This window comes from Leifsonia sp. A12D58, from assembly GCF_047530025.1.
GTDB lineage: Bacteria > Actinomycetota > Actinomycetes > Actinomycetales > Microbacteriaceae > Cryobacterium.
Genome location: NZ_JBLJAT010000002.1, coordinates 42058 through 65091, shown reverse-complemented (window position 1 = coordinate 65091; position 23034 = coordinate 42058). Strand labels below are relative to the sequence as shown.

General features: G+C 61.3%; 18 protein-coding genes. 9 read left to right on the top strand and 9 right to left on the bottom strand.

Going from position 1 to position 23034, the window contains the following annotated elements; genetic code table 11:
• Window positions 1-23 precede the first annotated feature (23 nt).
• Window positions 24-989 carry a universal stress protein gene (locus ACMT3I_RS06185; protein ID WP_414803594.1) on the bottom strand — a complete coding sequence of 322 codons (966 nt, stop codon included), beginning with the start codon at window positions 987-989 and terminating at the stop codon, window positions 24-26.
• Window positions 990-1110: 121 nt separating this feature from the next.
• Window positions 1111-2535: a type I glutamate--ammonia ligase gene (gene glnA, locus ACMT3I_RS06180; RefSeq protein WP_414803593.1), complete on the bottom strand. Its 1425-nt coding sequence runs from the start codon at window positions 2533-2535 to the stop codon at window positions 1111-1113.
• Window positions 2536-2698: 163 nt separating this feature from the next.
• Between glnA and ACMT3I_RS06175 the strand changes: the two genes are divergently transcribed.
• Complete coding sequence (locus ACMT3I_RS06175) at window positions 2699-3118, top strand: RDD family protein (RefSeq protein WP_414804024.1); 420 nt, start codon at window positions 2699-2701, stop codon at window positions 3116-3118.
• A gap of 56 nt (window positions 3119-3174) precedes the next feature.
• Here ACMT3I_RS06175 and ACMT3I_RS06170 read toward each other — a convergent pair whose 3' ends face one another.
• On the bottom strand, window positions 3175-3885 hold the full coding sequence (locus tag ACMT3I_RS06170; RefSeq protein ID WP_414803592.1) for a DUF4191 domain-containing protein: 711 nt from the start codon (window positions 3883-3885) through the stop codon (window positions 3175-3177).
• A 147-nt stretch (window positions 3886-4032) separates the two neighbouring features.
• Here ACMT3I_RS06170 and ACMT3I_RS06165 point away from each other — a divergent pair, with 147 nt between their 5' ends.
• Window positions 4033-5577 (top strand): hypothetical protein, encoded by a 1545-nt coding sequence (locus tag ACMT3I_RS06165; protein ID WP_414803591.1) that lies wholly within the window; start codon window positions 4033-4035, stop codon window positions 5575-5577.
• 18 nt (window positions 5578-5595) lie between these two features.
• On the opposite strand, the gene ACMT3I_RS06160 is transcribed toward ACMT3I_RS06165, so the two are convergent.
• The 3 genes from ACMT3I_RS06160 to ACMT3I_RS06150 form a co-directional block, all read right to left on the bottom strand.
• Window positions 5596-7038: a 2-oxo acid dehydrogenase subunit E2 gene (locus ACMT3I_RS06160; protein ID WP_414803590.1), complete on the bottom strand. Its 1443-nt coding sequence runs from the start codon at window positions 7036-7038 to the stop codon at window positions 5596-5598.
• Between the two features lie 64 nt (window positions 7039-7102).
• The gene (gene lpdA / locus ACMT3I_RS06155) at window positions 7103-8476 is read right to left on the bottom strand and encodes a dihydrolipoyl dehydrogenase (RefSeq protein ID WP_414803589.1); all 1374 of its coding nucleotides are present in this window, start codon (window positions 8474-8476) and stop codon (window positions 7103-7105) included.
• Between the two features lie 107 nt (window positions 8477-8583).
• Window positions 8584-10068: a leucyl aminopeptidase gene (locus ACMT3I_RS06150; protein ID WP_414803588.1), complete on the bottom strand. Its 1485-nt coding sequence runs from the start codon at window positions 10066-10068 to the stop codon at window positions 8584-8586.
• Between the two features lie 97 nt (window positions 10069-10165).
• Here ACMT3I_RS06150 and ACMT3I_RS06145 point away from each other — a divergent pair, with 97 nt between their 5' ends.
• The 5 genes from ACMT3I_RS06145 to ACMT3I_RS06125 all read left to right on the top strand — a co-directional run bounded on the left by ACMT3I_RS06145 (window position 10166) and on the right by ACMT3I_RS06125 (window position 16019).
• Window positions 10166-11089 carry a proteasome assembly chaperone family protein gene (locus ACMT3I_RS06145; protein ID WP_414803587.1) on the top strand — a complete coding sequence of 308 codons (924 nt, stop codon included), beginning with the start codon at window positions 10166-10168 and terminating at the stop codon, window positions 11087-11089.
• Between the two features lie 23 nt (window positions 11090-11112).
• A complete protein-coding gene (locus ACMT3I_RS06140) occupies window positions 11113-12444 on the top strand; it encodes an MFS transporter (RefSeq protein ID WP_414803586.1) in 1332 nt (443 codons plus the stop codon).
• 240 nt (window positions 12445-12684) lie between these two features.
• Window positions 12685-13998, top strand: a complete 1314-nt coding sequence (locus tag ACMT3I_RS06135; protein ID WP_414803585.1) for an RNA polymerase sigma factor — start codon at window positions 12685-12687, stop codon at window positions 13996-13998.
• Window positions 13999-14008: 10 nt separating this feature from the next.
• Window positions 14009-15280, top strand: coding sequence for a MurT ligase domain-containing protein (locus tag ACMT3I_RS06130; RefSeq protein WP_414803584.1), 1272 nt, complete (start codon window positions 14009-14011; stop codon window positions 15278-15280).
• A gap of 13 nt (window positions 15281-15293) precedes the next feature.
• Window positions 15294-16019 carry a type 1 glutamine amidotransferase gene (locus tag ACMT3I_RS06125; RefSeq protein WP_414803583.1) on the top strand — a complete coding sequence of 242 codons (726 nt, stop codon included), beginning with the start codon at window positions 15294-15296 and terminating at the stop codon, window positions 16017-16019.
• Window positions 16020-16088: 69 nt separating this feature from the next.
• On the opposite strand, the gene ACMT3I_RS06120 is transcribed toward ACMT3I_RS06125, so the two are convergent.
• On the bottom strand, window positions 16089-16325 hold the full coding sequence (locus ACMT3I_RS06120; protein ID WP_414803582.1) for a hypothetical protein: 237 nt from the start codon (window positions 16323-16325) through the stop codon (window positions 16089-16091).
• A gap of 162 nt (window positions 16326-16487) precedes the next feature.
• On the opposite strand from ACMT3I_RS06120, the gene ACMT3I_RS06115 reads away from it, so the two are divergent.
• Window positions 16488-18569, top strand: a complete 2082-nt coding sequence (locus ACMT3I_RS06115) for a DNA gyrase/topoisomerase IV subunit B (protein ID WP_414803581.1) — start codon at window positions 16488-16490, stop codon at window positions 18567-18569.
• Window positions 18570-18641: 72 nt separating this feature from the next.
• Here ACMT3I_RS06115 and ACMT3I_RS06110 read toward each other — a convergent pair whose 3' ends face one another.
• Window positions 18642-21119, bottom strand: a complete 2478-nt coding sequence (locus ACMT3I_RS06110) for a DNA gyrase/topoisomerase IV subunit A (protein ID WP_414803580.1) — start codon at window positions 21117-21119, stop codon at window positions 18642-18644.
• A gap of 81 nt (window positions 21120-21200) precedes the next feature.
• Here ACMT3I_RS06110 and ACMT3I_RS06105 point away from each other — a divergent pair, with 81 nt between their 5' ends.
• Window positions 21201-22346: an alkaline phosphatase family protein gene (locus tag ACMT3I_RS06105; protein ID WP_414803579.1), complete on the top strand. Its 1146-nt coding sequence runs from the start codon at window positions 21201-21203 to the stop codon at window positions 22344-22346.
• Window positions 22347-22407: 61 nt separating this feature from the next.
• On the opposite strand, the gene ACMT3I_RS06100 is transcribed toward ACMT3I_RS06105, so the two are convergent.
• A complete protein-coding gene (locus ACMT3I_RS06100; RefSeq protein ID WP_414803578.1) occupies window positions 22408-23007 on the bottom strand; it encodes a DUF3043 domain-containing protein in 600 nt (199 codons plus the stop codon).
• Between the last annotated feature and the right edge of the window lie 27 nt (window positions 23008-23034).

Genomic DNA, 23034 nt, shown 5'->3' with positions numbered 1-23034 from the left:
TTGTTAGCGGCCGGATCGTGCGGTCAACGCGGAACGATGAGAGTGGGGCAGTCAGCGCGGTGGGCGCAATAGGCACTCACCGAGCCGAGGAGAAGGCTCCCGAACCCGCCCCTGCCTCGGTTTCCGACGATCAGGAGTGCTGCACTCTGTGAAGCGCGAACCAGTGACTCGCCAGGATCACCCAGAGTCGCATAGTGGCTGACGGTTACAGCCTCATGCCGTTCGGCCAGCGGGCCGACGTCGGCGATGAGTTCTTCCCTCACGCCAACGTTGATTTCGTCGAACGAGGCGACGTAACCCTCTTTCCAGAGCAATCCGCGCGGTAGATGATCGATGCTCCATGTGCGAACGATCGCAAGCGGCAGTCCGAGCGTCAGCGCATACTCGAAGCCCACTTCGAGCGCCTTCTCACTGTTTGCCGAACCGTCATGCCCGACAACGACCGAACCCGGCTCTATCTCGAGCGCAACCTCAGGGCCGGCGTGGCCTGTCTCAGCTTGTGGAGGCGTTGCCGATACCGCTTCCGTTTCGGCGGGTGGCCGAATGAGAAGCACGGGGCAGGATGCCTGAAGTACACAGCGATCAGCGACGGACCCCAAGAGCAACCCAGCCAGGCCGCCATGACCCCGCGACCCGACTACAAGCAGCCGCGCCTGTTCCGCAACGGAGGTCAGCACAACGGCGGGGGAGCCCAGCGCCGCGAGATATCTGACAGCCACGGATGGATGCTCACTCACTGTCTCCTCGCATTCGGCCTCCAGAATGGCGCGGAGTGCATCCGTCACCTCGGGGAAGGAACCGGGTCCAGAGAGCATCTGCGTGTACTCGGGAACGTGCTTGTCCAGCTCCCAGGCCCGCACGACCACCAGTGGTGCGGCGAATGCTTCTGCAAGGGTGAGGGCCTGTTGGAGAGCCCTGGCTGAGTGCTCAGATGCGTCGTGTCCGACGACAATTGAACCACTCGGGGCGTGCGAGTACTCGTCTGGCACGGCATTCTCCATTCGTCGGGGATAGTTCGCATGATATCTCCCGACCCGCGCAGTGAGCTTAACGCAGTCGTGGCCGCCCCTCATGAAGAGGGACGGCCACGATCAGTGTTCAGGCGATGACTTAGACGCCGTAGTACAGCTCGAACTCGAACGGGTGCGGACGCTGAGCGAGCGGCTTGATTTCCTTCTCGCGCTTGTAGTCGATCCAGGTCTCGATGAGCTCCGGCGTGAACACGTTGCCTTCGAGAAGGAATTCGTGGTCAGCCTCGAGAGCCGAGAGTGCCTCTTCGAGCGATGCAGGAAGCTGCGGGATGCTCTTGGCCTCTTCGGGCGGAAGCTCGTAGAGGTCCTTGTCGACGGGCTCGTGCGGCTCGATGCGGTTCTTGATTCCGTCGAGGCCGGCCATCAGCTGTGCAGCGAACGCCAGGTACGGGTTGCTCGAAGCGTCAGGAACGCGGAACTCGATGCGCTTGGCCTTCGGGTTCGTGCCCGTGATCGGGATACGGATGCAGGCTGAACGGTTACCGGCCGAGTAGACCAGGTTGACCGGAGCTTCGAAGCCGGGAACCAGGCGGTGGAACGAGTTCACGCTGGGGTTGGTGAACGCGAGCACTGCCGGAGCGTGCTTCAGCAGGCCACCGATGTACCAGCGGGCCAGGTCGGAGAGTCCGCCATAGCCGGCCTCATCGTAGAACAGCGGCTTGCCGTCTGCCCACAGGGACTGGTGGGTGTGCATTCCAGAACCGTTGTCGCCGAACAGCGGCTTCGGCATGAACGTTGCGGTCTTGCCCCACTCGTGAGCGGTGTTCTTGACGATGTACTTGAACTTCAGGATGTCGTCTGCTGCGGCAACCATGGTGTCGAAGCGGTAGTTGATCTCGCCCTGTCCGCCGGTGCCAACCTCGTGGTGGCTGCGCTCGAGGATGAGCCCGGCGTCGATCAGCTTGAGGCAGATGTCGTCGCGCAGGTCGGCGTGCTGGTCAACGGGGCTGACGGGGAAGTAGCCGCCCTTGAAGGGCGTCTTGTTGGCGAGGTTTCCGCCTTCTTCGTTGCGGCCCGAGTTCCAGGCGCCTTCACTGGAGTCGACCGAGTAGAAGCTTGAGTGCTGGTTCACTTCGTAGCGAACGTCATCGAAGATGTAGAACTCGGCCTCTGGCGCGAAGAATGCGGTGTCGGCGATGCCGGTGGAGGCGAGGTACTTCTCTGCCTTCTTGGCGACCTGACGCGGGTCCTTGGAGTAGATCTCGCCGTTGCGCGGGTTGTAGATGTCGAACAGCATGACGAGCGTTCGCTCGGTGCGGAACGCATCGATGTACGCGGTCGTGACGTCGGGGATGAGCTGCATGTCGGATTCGTGGATGTTCGCGAAGCCGCGAATCGATGAACCATCAAACAGCTGGCCGACGGTGAAGAATTCTTCATCGACGGTTGAAGCCGGAATGTTGAAGTGCTGCTGCACACCGGGCAGGTCGGTAAAACGGATGTCAAGGAACTTGACGTCTGTGTCCTTGATGAACTTAAGCACTTCTGACGAATCGCGGAACATGCGGGTTAACTCCAAACGACGTGGATCCATAAGGGTCGTGCGCTACGACCTCATCCGAACGTACCGGTTCGTCGTTTCTCGACAGTGTCGCAATTGTTTCCGGCATGTTACGCAGGAGCCTGCTCTATAGACTTGTTCGGTGCCTCAACCAAATTCCAGCCCCATGTCATTCGGCCAGCTTGCCCCCAGTAAATGGCCGGGGGAGCGCCTCGGACTGCCGGCCCATGGACCAACGTCCGTGGCAAGGGCCGGGCGCAGGATCGCGGCACTGGCGATCGACTGGGCACTGGCGATCGGTGTCGGGTACGGTCTCTACGGTGCGGATTTCGTTTACTACAGCGGATTTGCCACCACATTGATCTTCGTGATCATGCAAATCGTGCTCATTCCCATCATGGGCGGCAGCGTTGGGCACCGGTTGCTCGGCTTGCGCCTGATTACGCTGACGGGAAATCACGTCGGGCTGTGGCGCCCCATTGTTCGCACACTGCTGCTCGCGATCGTCGTTCCCGCCCTGGTGTGGGATTCAGATCAGCGCGGATTTCACGACAAGGTCGCAGGAACAGTTCTGATCCGCGCCTAAGCGACGCGGATCAGGACTGTAGCGCTCACCTGGAGGTGAGCTAATGCTCGTGCGGTCTACTTTCCGCGCTGCGGACGCGCCTTCATCGGGTCGATGCCCTTGGGGATCGGCATTGTCGTGCGGAGTGAGCTGAGGCGGTTGTTCATGGCCAGAACCTCGGCCTTGGTTACCGTCTTCTTGATCTTGGTCAAACGGCCAGCAAGCTTGTGCAGTGGTACTGCGTCTTCGTCGGGCCCCACGGAGATGACGGTGATTGCCACGTTGCCGAGAACTTTGGTGACCTTGCGACGTTCTTCTTCGATCATGCGATTCGTGCGGCTCTGGGGGCCCTCGCTAATGAGGACGACTCCACCACGACCGACTGCACGGTAGACAGCATCCTGCGTCTTGCCGTTCACGGCGACGGGCATCTCACTCCCGACCCAGCCACGCTTGAGGGAGCTTCGCAGCACCGCGCCGACGGCACCCGGCTGCCCTTCAATCTGGGAGTACGCGGCCTTCTCGGCGCGACGTCCAAGAACGATGAGCATGGTGAGGATGCCGGCGAGCACTCCGGCAATGATCCAGAGGGTCATCGTGAGCGCGTTGCCGGGGGAGAAGACGAGCGCCAGTGCCACACCGATAATCACGGGGACCACGAACGAGAGAATCATGTACAACACGATTTTCGAGTCGTATCGCCGGGTCATCTGGAACACCTGCCACATTTGCTTCAGGCGGCCGGGTTCTTTCGGGGTGCGGGGAGTTTTATCCTTGCTGCGAGCCATGGTTATAAGACTATCGAGTCGCCGGAATGCTTCGTGACAGTCTGCCGAATCCTCTGGTGATCTCCTCCACACTGTTGAAGGTCGCATTCACTCCACATTTGGTTGGATTCGCAGGATTCAGCGGATGCCAATTGGCACTCTGGACAAATGGATCTTGAGTCGGTGGGTGGCCTCGTGGGCTACCGCGTCCTGCGGCGACTCGGCGCTGGTGGGCACGCGACGGTGTACCTCGGGCGTGACCTCGGACTGTCCGAAAGGATCGGCGCCGATTCGACCGACGGCCCGCTTGCGGCTGATCAGGAGATGCCAGAGTGTGTGGCGATTCGGGTCTTCGACCCATCGGCGGACCCCATGGCAATTGCACGAGAGATTCGGGCGCTGAGCTCGATGATCGGTGGCGGTGTGCCTCAATTGCATGATGTCGCGACACTGCCAGACGGTCGAGTTGCCATCGTTGAGGAAACGGTGTCGACGGCATCCGTGGGAGCAATGCTGAGCGAGTGGCGACGCATTGAAGCAGGGGAGGCCGTGACGATCATCGCACCGGTCGTCGCTGCACTGGCGGAGCTGCATGCCCTGAACCTCGTTCATACCCGGTTGAGTCTCGCCACCGTTTCGCTCACCCGTGCCGGGCGGCCAGTCCTGACCGGCCTGGAAAGCCTCATGGATGTGACGCCCCGGATGGTCAATCAGGCGCCACCGTCTGTCGGCCACGACCGGATGGACCTGATTCGGGCCGACTATTGCAGGTTGACTGCGCTGATACGCGCGGTGTTCGAGTTTCTCGAAAACAGCTCTGCGCTCAACCGCAGGGCGGAGCCGATTGCTGCGTGGTTCGAGATGGCGACGACAGCTGTTCCGTTTTTGCCGTGTCTTGACGAACTTGAGCGGCGTCTCTTCTCCTGGGCGCCCGGCGCGCCTATTCGGTTAGCGAACACCCCGGTGCGCCAGCGACAACCCGATCTGGCGACCGCGGCACGCGATGGTGTCGTCCGCGCTACAGGTCACGCCGTCGAGTCTGATGACGAGCTGCTACGCGTTCCAGACAAGGCTGGGGGTCTCCTGGCCACGATGGCCAGGGCACTGATGAGCGAACTGTGGGCGGTGGGGCGGGTCGCGCGGCCAGCCGCACGGCAGACTACCCAGCTGCGCGCCCGTGCTGCTCGGTGGCTCCGGCTGAAGCGGAATCCGCTCATAGTGGCGTCTGCCCTCGCCGCTGCTGCTCTGGTCCTCGTCCTGACAGTGCCGCCATCAAAGGGCGGCGCGGCTACATCGCCCAAGAGTTCTGTAACGCCGATTGCGAGCCCGCAAGACGATGCCCTCGCCGATTCGCCTGATGACGAGTTGCTCTCGGCCGATGACCCGATTGCCGCGACAGCCGTGCTGTTGAAACGACGAGACGCATGCATACAAGAGGCATCCCTATCGTGCCTGAGCGATGTGGACCAGTCGCCCTCGGCAATCCTGGACGCCGACAGCTACAGCATCCGTCTCGTCCAACAGGGCGGCACCCCAGCCGAGACAGCTGGTGTGGGCGATGGACTGCTCACGCTTGTGGAACGCACGGGAAATGCGGCGATCATGAGCTGGGCGGCGGGTGGCGCGCATTTAGAAAACGAACAGACAAAACCGGCCTCGCTCCTTGTGATCAAGGGCGAGGCCGGTTGGCGACTTCGTGAGCTGTTCGACTAAGAAAGCCGAGCGAGCCGACTAGATTCCGAGGTTGCCCTCGAATGCTCCAGCTTCGAGACGACGCTTCATCGTGGTGAGGAAGCCTGCGGCGTCCGCTCCGTCAATGATGCGGTGGTCGTACGACAGCGCGAGGTACACGCTTGAACGGATCGCGATCGAGTCGAGTCCGTCATTCGTAACGACGACAGGCTTCTTGTACACGATGCCGGTGCCGAGGATTGCACTCTGCGGGAGGAAAACGACAGGGGTGTCGAAGAGCGCGCCACGTGAACCGGTGTTGGTCAGCGTGAACGTGCCTCCAGACAGCTCGTCTGGCTTCAGCTTGTTCTCGCGGGTCCGCTCTGCGAGGTCGGCGATCTGCGCGGCGAAGCCTGCGATGTCGAGCTCAGCAGCGTCGCGGACGACGGGAGTGAGCAGACCTCGGTCGGTCTCGACGGCAATGCTGATGTTCTCCTGCGCCGGGTAGACGATGTTGTTGTCAGCGTCGATCGTGGCGTTGATGATGGGGAACTCCTGGAGTGCCTCTGCTGCAGCAACAGCAAAGAACGGCAGGAAGGACAGCTTGTTGCCGGTCTTCGAGAGGAAGTCGGCCTTCACCTTGTCGCGCAGCATTGCAACGCGGGTGACATCGACCTCGACAACCGTGGTGAGCTGTGCTGATGTCTGCATCGAGATGACAGCACGCTCAGCAACAACCTTGCGGAGGCGCGTCATCGGCACGCTGGTGCCCCGGAGCGGTGAAACCTTGACTGCGGGTGCAGCTGCAGGAACGGTCGACGATACTGCCGAGACGACGTCTTCCTTACGGATACGTCCGCCAACACCGGTACCGGTGACGGTCGACAGGTCTACGCCAGCTTCGTTCGCAAGCTTGCGAACGATCGGTGTGACGTAGCCGGATGTGCCGGCGTGTGAGCCACGCGTCGGTGCAGCTTCGGCAGCAGGTGCAGGTGCTGCAGCGGGAGTCGGCGCAGCAACAGGTGCTGCAACCGGAGCAGGTGCTGCAACAGGTGCTGCAACCGGAGCAGGCGCTGCAACCGGTGCTGCGACCGGAGCAGGAGCTGCAACAGGTGCAGGTGCTGCGACAGGAGCGGCAACAGGTGCTGGTGCGGCTACCGGTGCCGCGGGGGCGGCCGGTGCAGCTTCAGCAGGTGCAGCTGCGGCCGGTGCCGCCTCGGCAGGTGCCGCGGCGGGGGCAGCAGCCTCAGGAGCGGCTGCTGCCGATCCATCACCGATCTTCACCAGAACGGTTCCGACCTCGACCGTCTCGTCTTCCTGCACGAGGATCTCTTCGATAACACCGGCTACGGGCGACGGAATCTCGGTGTCGACCTTGTCGGTCGATACTTCGAGTAGGGGCTCGTCGACCTCGACGCGGTCTCCCACGTTCTTGAGCCAGCGGGTAACCGTTCCCTCTGTGACACTCTCGCCGAGTGCCGGGAGGCTGACGGATTCGCTCATGCGCTTGTCTCCTTCAAAACCATTTGTCTTTTTAGCTTACTAAGTGGGGTGAGTCGCACTCGGACTACATTGCGTGCAGTGGCTTACCAGCCAGTGCAAGGAATGCTTCGCCGAGTGCTTCGTTCTGGGTGGGGTGTGCGTGGATGAATGGCGCGATGTCTTCGGGGTATGCATCCCAGTTGACGACGAGCTGTCCTTCGCCGATGAGCTCGCCGACGCGGGCTCCGATCATGTGAACTCCGACGATGGGGCCATCGTTCACGCGTACAACCTTGATTGAGCCGCTCGTTCCGATGATGGCACTCTTGCCGTTGCCGCCGAGGTTGTACTCGTAGCTCGAGACCTGGTCGGCACCGAACTTCTCGCCGGCCTTGGCCTCGGTGTAACCGACAGAAGCCACCTCGGGGTCACAGTAGGTGACCTTCGGGATGTTGACGTCTTCGACGATGATCGGGTTCAGGCCCGCAATCTCCTCTGCGACGAAGATGCCCTGCTGGAATCCGCGGTGTGCAAGCTGCAGGCCGGGGACGATGTCGCCGACTGCGTAGACACCCGGAATGTTGGTGGCGAGGCGCTCGTCGGTGATGACGAAGCCGCGGTCGACGGTGACGCCGACCTCTTCGAAGCCAAGTCCGGCAGTTGCGGGACCACGGCCGACTGCAACAAGGAGGATCTCAGCTTCGATCGTCTTGCCGTCTTCGAGGGTGACGACGACACCGTTCTCGTTTTGCACGACACTCTGGAAGCGAACGCCGAGCGAGTACTCGATGCCGCGCTTGCGGAACGCACGCTCGAGCTGCTTGGAGATCGACTCTTCTTCGTTCGGAACGAGGTGGGGAAGAGCTTCAATGATGGTGACGTCTGCGCCGAACGACTTCCAGACGCTGGCGAACTCGACGCCGATGACGCCGCCACCAAGGACAGCGACCTTCTTCGGAATGAAGTTGAGCTCGAGTGCCTGCTCGCTGGTGATGACGCGACCGCCGAGCTCAAGGCCAGGAAGTGAACGTGAGTACGAGCCGGTTGCCAGGATGACGTTCTTGCCCACGACGGTGTCGTTGCCGACCTGCACAGTCGTGGGGGAGATGAGTCGACCTTCACCCTCGATGACCGTGATGCCGCGCGCCTTGATAAGCCCCTGCAGACCCTTGAACTTGCTGGCGACGATTCCCTCGCGGTATGCCGTCACAGCCTGGATGTCGACTCCCTGGAAGGTAGCGGAGACCCCGTACTTCTCTGATTCACGAGTCACATCGGCTACCTCTGCGGAGTGCAGAAGAGCCTTTGTTGGAATGCAACCACGGTGCAGACAGGTGCCGCCGAGTTTGCCCTTCTCAACCAGGCCAACAGTGAATCCGAGCTGGACTGCGCGCAGTGCTGCCGCGTATCCGCCACTTCCTCCACCGAGAACTACAAGATCAAAACTCTGTTCGGCCACCCAGCTACTCCTTCGTGTGTTACGAACTGCGCCACGTGCTGTCCGGCACGGTTATGGAGTGCGGGACAGACGTTCCTTGACAAGCTTGTCTTGCCCATACGACTGTACTACGGGCGGCAAAAGTCCTCGGCCAGTTTGATCAGTGTCCGGAGCGAAACGGCTGTCGGGCCTGGCTTCGTGAATCCATAGCCGCCGCCTTCGTTCTGGGCAGAGCCGGCAATGTCGAGGTGAGCCCACGGGATTGTTGCCGCGTCGGGCTCGTCGCTGATGGTGCCGATGAATTCCTGCAGGAACACAGCGGCCAGCAGCATGCCGGCGGCTTTGTTGCCGATCTTCGCGTTGGCGATGTCGGCGACGTCGGATCGAAGCACTGAGCGAAGTTCGCTCGGAAGCGGCATCGGCCAGGCCGATTCTCCGGCTGCTGCGCTGGCATCCAGAACCTGCTTGACCAAGTCGTCGTTGCCCATCGCCGCGAAGTACCGCGTGCCGAGAGCTACTGTCGCGGCACCGGTGAGCGTTGCCACATCAACAATGGCATCCGGGTGCTCCTCGCCGGCAGCGACGAGGCCATCCGCCAGAACGAGACGGCCTTCGGCGTCAGTGTTGAGCACTTCAACTGTGCGTCCGCCACGGATGCGCAGTACGTCTTCCGGCCTGGTCGCGGTGCCCGACGGCATGTTCTCGGCCATGCAGAGCCATGCGGTGATCCGAACGGGCAGTTCGAGTCGGGCGGCAGCGAGCGTGGCGGCCAGCACCGTCGCGGCGCCTGCCATGTCGTACTTCATGCCGACCATTGACGATGCGGGCTTCAACGACAGCCCACCGGTGTCGAAGGTGATGCCCTTACCCACCAGTGCGAGGTGCTTCTCTGCTCCGGTGGGGGAGTACTCCACCTTGATCAGGCGGGGCGGGCGCGATGAGCCCTGTCCGACGCCGAGGATGCCACCGAAGCCGTCTTCGGCCAGGCGGGTTTCATCCCACACCGTCAGTTCGACGGGCAGGTCTGCAGCCGCTCGCTGGGCGAGATCGGCGAAGGATGCCGGGTAGAGGTCGGCTGGCGGAGTATTGACCAGGTCCTTCACGAGCGAGGTCGCCTCGGCAACGACACGTGCCCTGTCGAGCGTTTCAGGCGAGGTAATTGCGGTGTGTACTGTCACTGTGCTTGCGGGCAGCTTGAGCGAGGTGGTGCTTGAGCGGTAGGACGTGAAGGAGTACGCACCGAGCGCTGCGCCTTCAAGCACTGCAGAGAGTTCCTCAGCGGATGTGAGGGGGAATCCGAACGCAACGGTTTCAACTCCACCCAGCTGCCGAACAGCTGATCCTGCGGCGTTCCGGAGCGCGACCTCTGACGGGGTTGATCCAAGCCCGATGATGGCGATGCTGCGTGCGCTTCCGATGCTGGCCGGAATTCGGGTCAACTCATCTGCGGCACCCGTGACGCCCAGGGCGGAGAGCTGGTCTGCGATAGCTGCAAACGCCTCATCTGCAAACAGGGTTACGCCGCCAGAAGCGGAGACTGCTCCAATCACGATTGCATCGGCATTCGAGTCGAGGGCGGGCTGGTCGGATACGAAAAGCTGTGGAACTGTCATGCCTCCATGGTACGGGGAGACGGGTGTTCGCTCTCGGCATCAAGGCTTCAAGGCTGTTTCCCCGGGTGCGTCTATAGGGGCGGCATAGAGTTGAAGCATGCGCGATCCTGGTGAACTTTACGAGCTGACGGCCGATGCCGTCATGGTCCCGGAAGGCCTGCATTTGGTTGCAGGACTAACGGGATTCGCTGACGCCGGTGGCGCTGTTTCCCAGTTCACCGAATATGTGTTGTCGACGCTTGATCACACCGTTGTCGCGACCTTCGATGCTGATGCGCTCCTTGACTATCGAGCCAGGCGTCCCATCATCTACTTCGATCAGGATCACCTCACCGACTATCAGCCGGCGCGTCTCCAGGTCTACCTGGCGACCGATGAAATTGGTCAACAGTTCCTGTTGCTTGCTGGTTTCGAACCGGATTTCCGGTGGGAACAGTTCACGGCGGCCGTTCTCGAGCTGATCGACCATTTCAAGGTGTCATCAACGACGTGGGTGCACGCCATCCCCATGCCGGTTCCCCACACTCGCCCGATAGGCGTCACGGTGAGTGGCAACCGCTCAGACCTCATCGAGAGTATGTCTGTTTGGCGGCCACACACTCAGGTCCCCGCCAACGCTCTGCACCTTGTGGAGTTCCGACTACAGGATGTAGGCGCCACGACCGCAGGGTTTGTGCTGCTGATTCCGCACTATCTCGCAGACACCGAGTACCCCTCAGCGGCGTTGTCCGCCCTGGAGAGTACGAGCGCAGCGACAGGACTCATTTTCCCCACAGATCGTTTGCGCGAGCAGAACCGAGAATTCGTCGCTCGGATCGATGAGCAGGTCCAGGAGAACGGTGAACTCGGCAAGCTTGTCGGCACCCTCGAGCAGCGCTATGACGCATATATGGAGGGCAACCCCCTTCGCTCACCCCTGACTGACGAAGACGGCGAGCTTCCAAGCGCCGATGAAATCGCGGCAGAGCTCGAAAAGTTCCTCATGATCAAACGCACCAGGGACGACGGGTCAGGCAGCTGAACCACCGGGGGTAACGTTGTGGAGTGAACTCTCGTCGATCCGCGTTAATTTTTGCAGTTGGAGCGTTCGCCTATATCTCCGCAATCCTGCAGCGCACTTCGCTGGGTATAGCTGGAGTCGACGCAGCTGAACGGTTCGGGGGATCCGCGGCGGTCTTGTCGAGCCTCGCCGTTGTCCAGCTGATCGTGTACGCCTCAGCTCAGATTCCCGTCGGCGTCCTGATCGATCGATACGGTCCGCGCGTGTTGATGCTGAGTGGCACTGCGCTGATGATCATCGGCCAGTTCACTCTCGCATTCGCGCCGTCGATCACCATTGCGGTCATCGGTCGCATCCTGGTCGGCGCCGGCGATGCGACGATCTTCATCTCGGTGATCAGGTTGGTCTCGTCCTGGTTCACACCGCGGCTGGTTCCGCAGATGTCGCAGTGGATGGGCAACCTCGGCCAGCTCGGCCAGGTGCTCTCCGCTGTCCCGCTGGCCTGGATCCTGCATATGTGGGGGTGGACGTCTGCATTCGTTTCGGCTGGTTCCGTCGCGGTCATCGCGTTCATCGTGGTCGGCATCTTCATCAAAGACCGGCCAGCTGAAATCGTTGACGTCGGAGCACCGGCCGATTGGAAGACGGCTCTCTCCCAGTTGCGACACAGCCTTGCCAGGCCAGGCACTCAGCTTGGATTCTGGTCGCACTTTGTGACGCAGTCATCTGGCGCGGTGTTCAGCCTGCTCTGGGGGTTTCCCTTCATGGTCTACGGATTGGGCTACTCACCGAGTCTCGCCGCTGGTTTGCTGACCATCCTTGTCGGATCGGGGTTGATCATGGGCCCATTCCTCGGGATCATGACTGCCCGCTTCCCGGCGCGCCGAAGCTCAATTGTGCTGGGGATCGTCGCAGCAATTGGCACAGCTTGGGCCGTTGTGCTGCTCTGGCCGGGTCCGCAGCCGGTGTGGCTCATTGCGCTGCTTCTCGTCGTCATCGGCGTCGGTGGACCGGGGTCACTGATCGGATTCGACTTTGCACGTACATTCAACCCACAGCGCAGCCTGGGTTCGGCGAACGGTGTCGTCAACGTCGGCGGATTCACCGCTAGTTTCGTGATGATGTTTCTCATTGGCGTACTGCTCGACGTACAGGACAAGCTGAGGATGAGTGGTGGCGCAGAGAGCGACCTCTACTCCGCTGACTCGTTCAGGGTCGCATTTGCTGTGCAGTACCTCGTGATCGGTATCGGGGTGGTGTTTCTCTTGCGTGCCCGCCGTCGCACACGGAGCCAGATGTCACGTGACGAGGGAATAGAAGTGGCCCCTCTCTGGGTTGCATTATCTCGAGCATGGAAGCGGCGCCGGGGACTGTGACGACACGTGCGCGAGACTTAACGGCCAGTGGCTCGCTGTATAACCAATCCATGCAATAATTGTCAATAGGACCCGTTCTGGTTCTAGGAGCACCAATGAAATGTTGGTGCAGTTGTCATCCGCGCGATGCCCTAGGACTTGACATGGGTCTTAGTACTGCCCAATTTCTTGTAGCTATAGTTTTTGACTGCGGGAATACGCGGGTTTTACGCGCAAATATGACGCATGAGAGGTGTTCGAATGGCAACCCCAGTAAAGACCGAGGTGACCGAAGAGACCACCGCGAGCACGGCCAAGGCGACGAAGGCCGCCGCTACACGGGCCGCAAATGCCGCGAAGAAGGCAGCAGCGGATCCCGCTGCTGAGAAGGCTGCACCGCGCAAGCGTGCCGCAACGACCAAGGCCAAGGCTGCCAAGGGCAAGACCGAAGACGGACCAGACGAAGATGTCGAACCCGGTGAAGGTGTTGTCGAGGTCGAAGACGTTGTAGTCGACAAGTCAGACGACGATGACGACTCAGACGAAGAAGGTGCAGCCAAGCGCCCCGCTCAGACTGAGCCGCTGCCCTCAGGCGCACTCGTTTTGTCACTCGTTGATGACGATGATGAAGTCCCGGTTTACTCAAGCGCAATCACCGGCGCTACGGCAGACCCGGTCAAGGACTACCTGAAGCAGATCGGTAAGGTCGCGCTTCTGAACGCGGCTGAAGAAGTCGAGCTCGCCATGCGAATCGAAGCCGGCCTCTTCGCTGAAGACAAGCTGTCGCAGATGACCGATGCTGAGAAGCGCACCGCCCTCGGTCGCGAACTTCAGTGGGTCGCAAAGGACGGCGCCCGCGCCAAGAGCCACCTGCTCGGAGCCAACCTCCGACTCGTGGTTTCGCTGGCCAAGCGCTACACCGGCCGCGGAATGCAGTTCCTCGACCTGATCCAGGAAGGCAACCTGGGCCTCATCCGTGCAGTCGAGAAGTTCGACTACACCAAGGGATTCAAGTTCTCGACCTACGCCACCTGGTGGATTCGTCAGGCGATCACTCGTGCCATGGCCGACCAGGCTCGCACCATCCGTATCCCGGTGCACATGGTTGAGGTCATCAACAAGCTCGCTCGGGTGCAGCGCCAGATGCTGCAGGACCTCGGTCGCGAACCAACGCCAGAAGAGCTGAGCCGCGAGCTCGACATGACGCCGGAAAAGGTCGTTGAGGTCCAAAAGTATGGTCGCGAACCGATCTCACTTCACACCCCGCTTGGTGAAGATGGTGACAGCGAGTTTGGCGACCTGATCGAAGACACCGAAGCTGTCGTCCCTGCAGATGCTGTGGGCTTCACCATGCTGCAGAAGCAGCTGGAAAGCCTGCTTGATTCTCTGTCAGAGCGTGAGGCTGGCGTCATCCGCATGCGCTTCGGCCTCGGAGACGGCATGCCGAAGACGCTCGACCAGATCGGCGACACGTTCGGGGTCACCCGCGAACGTATCCGTCAGATTGAGTCGAAGACGATGGCGAAGCTGCGCCACCCGTCGCGTTCACAGTCGCTGCGCGACTACCTCGAATAAGGGTTACCAGGTGCGCTATGCACCGGCGATCCTCATCGGCAGGGTCGTACGGACACTTGCAAGATGGAGAAAACCCGGGGGCGGTTCTGCCGTCCCCGGGTTGGTCGTCAACAAGATAGCCCCAGGCTTTCTGACGAGCACCCTCAACAGTTTCCCGTCGGGTCTGGTTGTCGTAACCGGTTCGAGCGGCAAATCCACAACCACCAAGATGCTGGTGGCGATTTTGCGTGCGCACAACGTGTCGGTCTTCACCAACCCGTCGACGGCCAACATTAGCCAGGGCCTGACATCCGCTCTGCTCGAAGAGGTCAGTCTGACTGGCCGAATCGAGGGCGAGATCGCTGTCCTTGAGATGGATGAAGGTCATGGCGCTTTGATCGCCGGCGGCTTGTCGCCGAGGGTTGTCGCCCTGACAAACGTCATGGTCGACCAGATCGACAGGTTCCACGACTCTGAGATGGTCGCGACAATGCTGCTGAAGATTGCGGCGCGCGCCACAGAGTCTGTGATCATCAATGCCGACGACCAATACCTTGTTGCACTGGCTGAACAGCTCGCACCCGGTGTTCGGATCGATCAATACGGCGTTAGCGAAGCGGTCCTTGAGCAGAGCCCTCGGGGCCTTGGTTACACACAGACCGCGCCAGAGCGCCTGAGTCCAGCCGAGGGTGTTCTCGTCACGCAGGTTTCCGGTCGTGAAGCCACGGTGTCGATGCCCTCGGGGCAGAGCTTCGGCGTGGGACTCCCTGCGCGAGGAACCCACTACGCGGTTGATGCTGCGACCGCTTTGGCGACAGCGCATGCCATCCTGGGTGATCGGTTTGTTGCTGAGCACGCGATCACCGCCGTTTCTGCAATCCCTGCAGTATTCGGTCGAGGCGAGATCGTCACCGTGCGTGGCAAGCAGGTTGAGTTCGTTCTGGTGCAGAACCCTGCAAGCTTTCAGCTCAATGTCGACAACATCGAGCGCGGCACAGAACAGATCCTTGTGGCTGTCGGATCTGATGTGCGCGACCCCTCGTACTTCTGGCCCGTCGACACATCGCTGTTGGGTCGAGTGCTCGTCGTCTCTGGTTCAAAGGCGTATGACATCGCGTTGCAACTCGCATACGACGAGGTAGACATCGATCGTATCGAGCCGGATCTCGGGCGCGCTCTCGATGATTTCATTGCTTTACCGGATCCCGGCCATGGCTTGAAAACCATTGTGTTCTCAGCTGACTCGATGCGACGCACGCGCGCTCACCTCGGTCTCACCAGCAACGATCCAGACCCCGCTTAGAGGTAGCCCAGCCATGACAGCACTGACAATCGTTTCCATTCTGCCCGAGCTCCTGAACACCAACGGTGATGCGGAGAACGCGCGGGTACTGGCCAGGCGCGCCGAGTGGGCCGGGCACGAGATTACCGTGGTTGCGGTTAACTCGGTCGACGAGATCCCTGAGGCCGTCGACATGGTTGTCGTCGGTTCGGGAACAGATTCTGAATTGGTGCTCGCACGCGATCTCCTGCAGCCGATGGTCGACCACTTTCGCCAGTGGTGCGCAGGGCATGTTCCTATCCTTGCCGTCGGTACCGGTTGGGAGTTGCTGAGCTGGGGGATCGAACTGGGTGATGGAGAGGTCATCGAAGGGCTGGGGCTTGTTGCCGGCCGCGCCGTTCCTGCGGAATCGAGGGTGACCGACGATATCGTCGTCAAATCGAAGTATGGCCGTTTGAGCGGTTTCGAGAATCACTCTCGAGGCTATGTCGGGGCGAAAGCCTCACCCCTTGGCCGCGTCGTCAGCGGCACGGGAAATGGCCAGGATCAGGAAGGCCTCGTCATGGGCGACATGTTCTGCACTCATCTGCATGGGCCCGTTCTGGCTCGTAACCCCGATTTTGCCGACCACCTGCTCACCGTCGCATTGGCCAGGCACGGTGCGGAGTACGTTCCTGGCGAGCAAAGCAAGCGTGCAGATGACATCGCGAAGGCCGCGCGCAATCAGATTGCTGTACGGCTCGGTATCGCTGCGGAGTAGCCAGAATACAAATAGGCCTCTGAGACTATTCGTCTCAGAGGCCTATTCTTTTACCGAATTTAGACGTTCTTACGAACGCTGGTCATTGAACAACCGACTCGACTCGTCATGCCAACTCTGCGCAACAGCTTCCAGCTTTTCCTGGTGCTTACGACCGTGGTGTGCGCAGAACAGCAGTTCACTGTTGTTCACGACGACACGGATGTATGCCTGAGCTCCGCATGCATCGCAGCGGTCGGCTGCGGTGAGCTGGTGGGGGGCGTCGAGTTCGTCGACGGCACCATTCTCGGTGGCGATCTGGGACATAAGCTCCTCCTCCAGACTTGAACCAATAAAACCTAGTACTCAATGTAAACACGCCTGCGGTGACTTCATAGGCCACTTGGCAAGTATTTCGCTCACCGCGTAGCAGCGAGCCTTGAGTGTTGGTCAGGCGACTGTCACCTGGGGTCAGTAGTCTTAACAGTTGTGAGTTCTGACTATTCCGCGCGCCACCTTTCCGTCCTCGAAGGACTCGAAGCTGTACGCAAGCGTCCCGGCATGTACATCGGTTCAACTGACTCCCGCGGACTCATGCACTGCCTGTGGGAGATCATCGACAACTCGGTTGACGAGGCCCTCGGCGGCCATGGCGATTCGATCAGCGTCATCCTGCACTCAGACCAGAGCGTCGAGGTTCGGGATACTGCCCGTGGCGTCCCAGTGGACATTGAGCCGAAGACCGGCTTGTCCGGTGTTGAGGTCGTCTTCACCAAGTTGCACGCCGGTGGAAAATTCGGCGGTGGCTCTTACGCTGCTTCGGGTGGACTTCACGGTGTCGGCGCCTCTGTCGTCAACGCGCTCTCCGAACGCCTCGACGTCGAGGTCGACCGCGATGGCAAGACCTGGGCCATGTCGTTCCACCGTGGCGAGCCGGGGATATTTGCAGACGAGGGTGGCGAGAAGAGCCCTGATGCCCCGTTCACTCCCTTTGAGAAGAAGAGCGAACTGCGCGTCATCGGTAAGGTCCGCAAGGGCGTCACCGGCACTCGCATCAGGTACTGGGCCGATCGCCAGATCTTCACCAAGGGTGCAACCTTCCAGACCGATGAACTGCTCTCGCGCGCACGGCAGACCGCGTTCCTCGTTCCTGGTCTCACTATCAACGTGTCCGACCAGCGTGCAGAAGAGACAATCGACGAATCGTTCTCGTTCGAGGGCGGTATCTCCGAGTTCGTCGAACACCTGGCAACGGATGCACCACTCACTGACATCTGGCGCCTGAGCGGTACCGGCACCTTCACAGAGACGGTGCCCGTGCTGACAGACAAAGGCGCAATGGTTCCGACAGAACTGCAGCGCGAGTGCGCGGTTGACATCGCCCTCCGCTGGGGGACCGGTTACGACACGGTGATGCGCAGCTTCGTCAACATCATCGCCACTCCCAAGGGCGGGACGCACCAGGCCGGTTTCGAAGCCGGCCTGCTGAAGTTCCTGCGCGGACAGGTTGAAGCCAACGCCAGGCGGTTGAAGGTCGGCTCAGACAAACTTGAAAAGGACGACATCCTGGCCGGACTCACCGTCGTGCTGACGGTGCGTCTGCCAGAACCACAGTTCGAGGGCCAGACCAAGGAGATCCTCGGCACTCCCGCCGTCCGCGCGATCGTCTCGTCGGTTGTGGCCAAGAGCCTGGCCGAGCGGTTCTCGTCGGCAAAGCGCGACGACAAGGCGCAGACAGCACTTGTACTCGACAAGATCGTCTCCGAAATGAAGTCGCGCATCTCAGCCAGGGCGCACAAAGAGACTCAGCGCCGTAAGAACGCGCTCGAAAGCTCGTCACTTCCGGCCAAGCTGGTTGACTGCCGCAGCAATGACGTCGCCACGAGCGAGTTGTTCATCGTTGAGGGTGACTCGGCCCTCGGAACCGCCAAGCTTGCACGCGACAGCGAACACCAGGCACTGCTGCCGATTCGCGGCAAGATCCTGAACGTGCAGAAGGCGTCGGTCTCCGACATGCTCTCCAACGCAGAGTGCGCCTCGATCATCCAGGTGATCGGGGCCGGTTCCGGCCGCAGCTTCGATCTCTCCGCCGCCCGCTATGGCAAGGTGATCATCATGAGCGACGCCGATGTCGACGGCGCTCACATCCGCACCCTGCTGCTGACCTTGTTCTTCAGGTACATGCGCCCGATGATCGAGGGCGGTCGGGTCTTCGCAGCAGTTCCGCCGCTGCACAGGGTCGTGGTGATGAATCCAGGCAGCAAACCGAACGAGACGATCTACACGTACTCAGAAGCAGAACTGCAGGGCGTACTCACCGGACTGAAGCGCACGGGCAAGAAGTACCAGGATCCGATCCAGCGTTACAAGGGACTGGGTGAGATGGATGCCGACCAACTGGCGACCACCACAATGGAACGCTCGCACCGCACTCTGCGACGCGTGCAGGTGTCTGATGCCGAACAGGCAGGCAAAATCTTTGAGCTGCTGATGGGCAACGACGTCGCCCCACGCAAGGAGTTCATCATCGACAGCTCAGACAAGCTCAGCCGCGACCGCATCGACGTGTAGCCGACTGATAGCAGGTGACGCAGAAGGGGCGGTGCTGATGCACCGCCCCTTCTGTATGCCTAGTTCGTATGCCTAGCTGATCTGAGCGCCCACGGCGCCGATGACCGCGTCGAGAAGCACACCGGAGGCATCGCGCCTGGCACCGCTTTCCGGAAGCGTGCGCGGTGATCCATCGGGTCCGACGGCGCGCGCGGGTGCTGGGCCGACCCACGCGAGCGAGAGGGCGTCTTCACCCTTGAGGAAGCGCTGAGCGCGCACGCCACCGGTTGCCCTGCCCTTGGCGGGGTATTCGGAGAAGTCAGACACCTTCGCGCTACCTGGGTCTGTTCCGGTCAGCGTCTGACTGCCGATCGCAATCGTCACGACGACAGCAGACTCGGCTTCCTCCGGTGACACTGACCCGAAGAAGATCACGTCTGCCCCGGCCGCCAGCTTGATGCCGGCCATTCCACCCGCTGTACGTCCCTGCGGACGAACCGAGCTCGCAGGGAACCGCAGCAGCTGCGAGTCAGTCGCGACGAAGACGAGCTCGTCGTCGTCTCCGCCCTGGACAGCGCCGACGACTGCATCCTTCGGCTTCAGCGCGATGATTTCGAAATCAGGCTTGTTTGCCCAATCTCCGGCAGTCACACGCTTGACAACACCCTGCTTCGTACCGAGGGCGATCGACTTGTCTGATTCAAGCGAGACAAGTGCGAGTACCTTCTCGGCGCGATTGCTCAGCGCCAGATAGTCGCCGATACGCACGCCCGCAGCGAGTTGAATCGACGACGTCGGCATGACGGGCAGGTCGACGGGGGAGAAGCGGATGAGTCGTCCCAGGTTCGTGACGGCACCGATCTCGGTGCGGCTCGTCGTATCGAGCACCGAGAGGATGGCGTCGTGCTTGCTCCGGCGCTGTACGGGCACAGCACGCGACTGGGCGCCCTCTACGTCGGCTTCCTGCGCATCGACCCGTGCGATGCGCCCAGTGACGCTCAGATAGACGCGTGTGGCCGTGTCCTGCACTTCGAGGATGGCCGCTTGTCGCTTCGCAGCTGCTCCGGCGATGCTGGGCCTGGCTTCCGTCAGCACCGTACGACGCGGGGTACCGAAGCGTTCTGCGATCTCTGCGAGCTCATCGGAGACCAGGGTGCGAATTGCCTGCTTGCTCGACAGAAGCTTTTCAAGTTCAGCGATCTCAGCGAGCAGCTTGTCGCGCTCTGCTTCCAGCTCGATCCGCGAGAATTTCGTCAGGCGGCGCAAACGGAGCTCGAGGATGTATTCGGCCTGGATCTGACTCAACTCAAAGACGTCGATAAGTCGGGTGCGGGCCTGTTCGGTGTCATCGCTGGCCCTGATGACTTGAATGACTTCATCGATGTCGAGAATCGCCACTAGCAGACCCTCAACGAGGTGCAGGCGCTCCTTCCGGCGGGCCAGGCGGTAGGCGCTTCGTCGCGTGACTACCTGGATGCGGTGGTTCACGTAGACGAGGAGCAGCTCGCGGAGGCCCAGCGTCTGCGGCCCGCCATTGACGAGGGCGACGGCGTTGATGCCGAAGGAATCCTCCAGCGGGGTCACGCGGTAGAGCTGCTCGAGTACGGCCTCAGGGCTGAATCCTGTTTTGATGCCGATGACCAGGCGCAGGCCCTTGGTGCGGTCGGTGAGGTCCGTCACATCCGAGATACCCGACAGCTTCTTGGAGTTGACGCCGTCCTTGATCTTCTCGATGACCTTCTCTGGACCGACCAGGTATGGCAGTTCGGTGACGACAAGGCCGGTCTTCCTGGCCGAAATCGCCTCGACTGACACGCGGGCCCTGGTCTTGAAGCTTCCGCGACCCGTCGCGTATGCATCTTTGATTCCGGCAAGGCCGACGATCGTGCCGCCGGTGGGAAGGTCGGGGCCTGGAACGTATTCCATCAGCTCGTCGAGCGTGGCATCCGGGTGCGCAAGCAGGTGTCTGGCAGCGCCGACGACCTCGATGAGGTTGTGCGGAGCCATGTTTGTGGCCATACCAACGGCGATTCCGCTTGCGCCATTGACGAGCAGGTTCGGATACGCAGCCGGCAGCACATCGGGTTGCGTCAGCTGGTTGTCGTAATTGGGTACGAAATCGACGACATCCTCGTCGAGGTCTGCCGTCATCGAGAGCGCGGGCGCTGCCAGGCGAGCTTCGGTGTACCGGGGGGCTGCTGGGCCGTCGTCCAGGGAGCCAAAGTTGCCATGCCCGTCGATGAGGGGCACGCGCAGGGTGAACGGCTGCGCCATGCGCACCATGGCATCGTAGATTGCCGTGTCACCGTGGGGGTGCAGCTTGCCCATCACCTCGCCGACGACGCGCGCGGACTTCACGTGACCACGATCCGGACGCAGGCCCATCTCACTCATCTGATAAAGGATGCGCCGCTGAACCGGCTTGAGGCCGTCTCTGGCGTCGGGAAGGGCACGGGAGTAGATCACGGAGTACGCGTACTCCAGGAATGACCCCTGCATCTCTGTCGATACGTCGACATCTTCGATGCGCTCGGTAAAGGATGCGTCTGCTGTGCTGTCTGAGCGGCTCATTCGTGAATTCTGCTAAGGGCGTGCGGGAGAGCACGAGGTTTCATAACGGGTGTCAGGAACGACTGTGAAAGAATCGTCCCGATGTCCTATATGCTACCGGCCCGCCAATTCAGCACGATTCGCCTTGCCGATGTACTCCCAAGTTGCCTCTCTGCCCTCCAGGGCGAATCCAATGTTCTCGACCTGCCTGCCGTGCGTAAGGCTGTGGTGGTCCTCGCTGATGGACTTGGTGCCAGCGCCATCAAGAGCCGGGCCGGTCATGCGCGGTTCCTGGCCTCACGGCTCGGTAAGCGCAGCGTGATCGACGGTGTGTTCCCTGCAACAACTGCCGCGGGTATCGCCACACTCACCACAGGTGTCGCCCCTGGCCAGCATGGGTTGGTTGGCTACAGAGTGCGCGATGAAGCCAACGACCGCGTGGTCAACCAGCTCACCGGCTGGGATGCGGGGATGGACCCTGCGACGTGGCAGCGCGTGCGCACAGTCTTTGAACAGGCAGCGGATGCGGGCATCCCGAGCTTTGCCGTCGGGCCCGCACGATATACAGACTCAGGGTTCACGCGCGCGGTCCTGCGTGGCGCCACGTACGTCCCGGCAGAACGCGTTGCCGATCGTTTTGCAGCGGCCAGGCGGATTCTCGACGAAGAACCACGTGCGCTGGTCTACCTGTATGTGGCCGAACTTGATGTCGCCGCCCATGCACACGGTTGGGAATCACCCAGATGGCTGGCCGAGCTCGAGAACCTCGACTCGGAACTTGTCAAGTTCGAGAATTCACTTCGTGCCGACGAAGGACTCATTGTCACGGCCGATCACGGAGTGATCGACGTCCCCGCCGAACGGCACATCCTGTTCGACACTGTTCCAGAGCTTGTTGATGGCGTCCGTCACATCGGGGGAGACCCACGGTGCCTGCACCTGTACCTTGACCCGGATACCGAGCGCACCGCCGACGCACTGGCCGAAGCCTGGCGCCAGAGTGAGGGTGAGCGGGCCTGGATCATGACGCGGAGCGAGGCCATCGCTGCCGGCTACTTCGGTGATGTCGACGACGCTGTCGCACCCCGAATCGGTGACGTGATCGTCGCAGCCCGCAAACTCATCGCATACTACGACTCCAGGGAGCCGAACCAGTCGGCCAGAAGGATGATCGGACAGCACGGTTCATTGACAGAGGACGAGACCCGCATCCCGCTGATCAGAGCGGGCGCCTTCCGCCTCGGGTAGCGAAGCGCCACGAAGAATGGCCCGAGCAGATGCTCGGGCCATTCTTCGTCGTAGCGGGGATCTAGCTCGGGTACTGTCCGCGCTTGACCTGCGGCTTAGGCAGGCGCATTGCGCGCAGCTGCAGGGCACGCATGGCCGCGTACCAGCGCACGCGCTCCGCCTTGCTCGCACCGAACTTCGCCTCAACCTTGCGCTTCAGGATGAAGCCGAGGATCACGCAGTCGATCACGGCAACGAGGAAGAATGCCCAGAGAGCCAGGATTCCGTACGTCTGCACCGTGGGATCCGGGAAGAACGTCAGGATGATGACAAGGAACATCACCGGAATCATGAACTCACCGACGTTGAACCTGGCGTCGACGTAGTCACGCACGAATCGCTTCTGCGGGCCGCGCTCACGGAGGGGCAGGTACTTGTCATCGCCTGCCGCCATCCCGATGCGAGCACGCTCGCGGGAATCTGCCGACTTGGCGCGAGCCTGCTTGGCGGCCAACTTACGGTCGTCGGGAACCAGGGGCCGCTTGTTCGCGGCCTCTTGCTGCTTGCGGGTGGGAGTCGGCGCGCCCTTGCTTGCCGTCGCCGCTGCTGCGAGCCGCGCTGCGGTCTCCTCAGAGGTTTCGATCGAGGGTTCCGCGTCGGGGGTCAGAGGTTGCTTTGCCACATCATGTCCTTGAATTCGGTTGCCTTA

What these genes read in the sequence shown, in the direction of transcription:
- glnA (WP_414803593.1), bottom strand. Translation starts at nt 2,535, where the DNA reads ATGTTCCGCGATTCGTCAGAAGTGCTTAAGTTCATCAAGGACACAGAC.
- ACMT3I_RS06175 (WP_414804024.1), top strand. Translation starts at nt 2,699, where the DNA reads ATGTCATTCGGCCAGCTTGCCCCCAGTAAATGGCCGGGGGAGCGCCTC.
- ACMT3I_RS06170 (WP_414803592.1), bottom strand. Translation starts at nt 3,885, where the DNA reads ATGGCTCGCAGCAAGGATAAAACTCCCCGCACCCCGAAAGAACCCGGC.
- ACMT3I_RS06165 (WP_414803591.1), top strand. Translation starts at nt 4,033, where the DNA reads ATGGATCTTGAGTCGGTGGGTGGCCTCGTGGGCTACCGCGTCCTGCGG.
- ACMT3I_RS06160 (WP_414803590.1), bottom strand. Translation starts at nt 7,038, where the DNA reads ATGAGCGAATCCGTCAGCCTCCCGGCACTCGGCGAGAGTGTCACAGAG.
- ACMT3I_RS06150 (WP_414803588.1), bottom strand. Translation starts at nt 10,068, where the DNA reads ATGACAGTTCCACAGCTTTTCGTATCCGACCAGCCCGCCCTCGACTCG.
- ACMT3I_RS06145 (WP_414803587.1), top strand. Translation starts at nt 10,166, where the DNA reads ATGCGCGATCCTGGTGAACTTTACGAGCTGACGGCCGATGCCGTCATG.
- ACMT3I_RS06135 (WP_414803585.1), top strand. Translation starts at nt 12,685, where the DNA reads ATGGCAACCCCAGTAAAGACCGAGGTGACCGAAGAGACCACCGCGAGC.
- ACMT3I_RS06125 (WP_414803583.1), top strand. Translation starts at nt 15,294, where the DNA reads ATGACAGCACTGACAATCGTTTCCATTCTGCCCGAGCTCCTGAACACC.
- ACMT3I_RS06120 (WP_414803582.1), bottom strand. Translation starts at nt 16,325, where the DNA reads ATGTCCCAGATCGCCACCGAGAATGGTGCCGTCGACGAACTCGACGCC.
- ACMT3I_RS06110 (WP_414803580.1), bottom strand. Translation starts at nt 21,119, where the DNA reads ATGAGCCGCTCAGACAGCACAGCAGACGCATCCTTTACCGAGCGCATC.
- ACMT3I_RS06105 (WP_414803579.1), top strand. Translation starts at nt 21,201, where the DNA reads ATGTCCTATATGCTACCGGCCCGCCAATTCAGCACGATTCGCCTTGCC.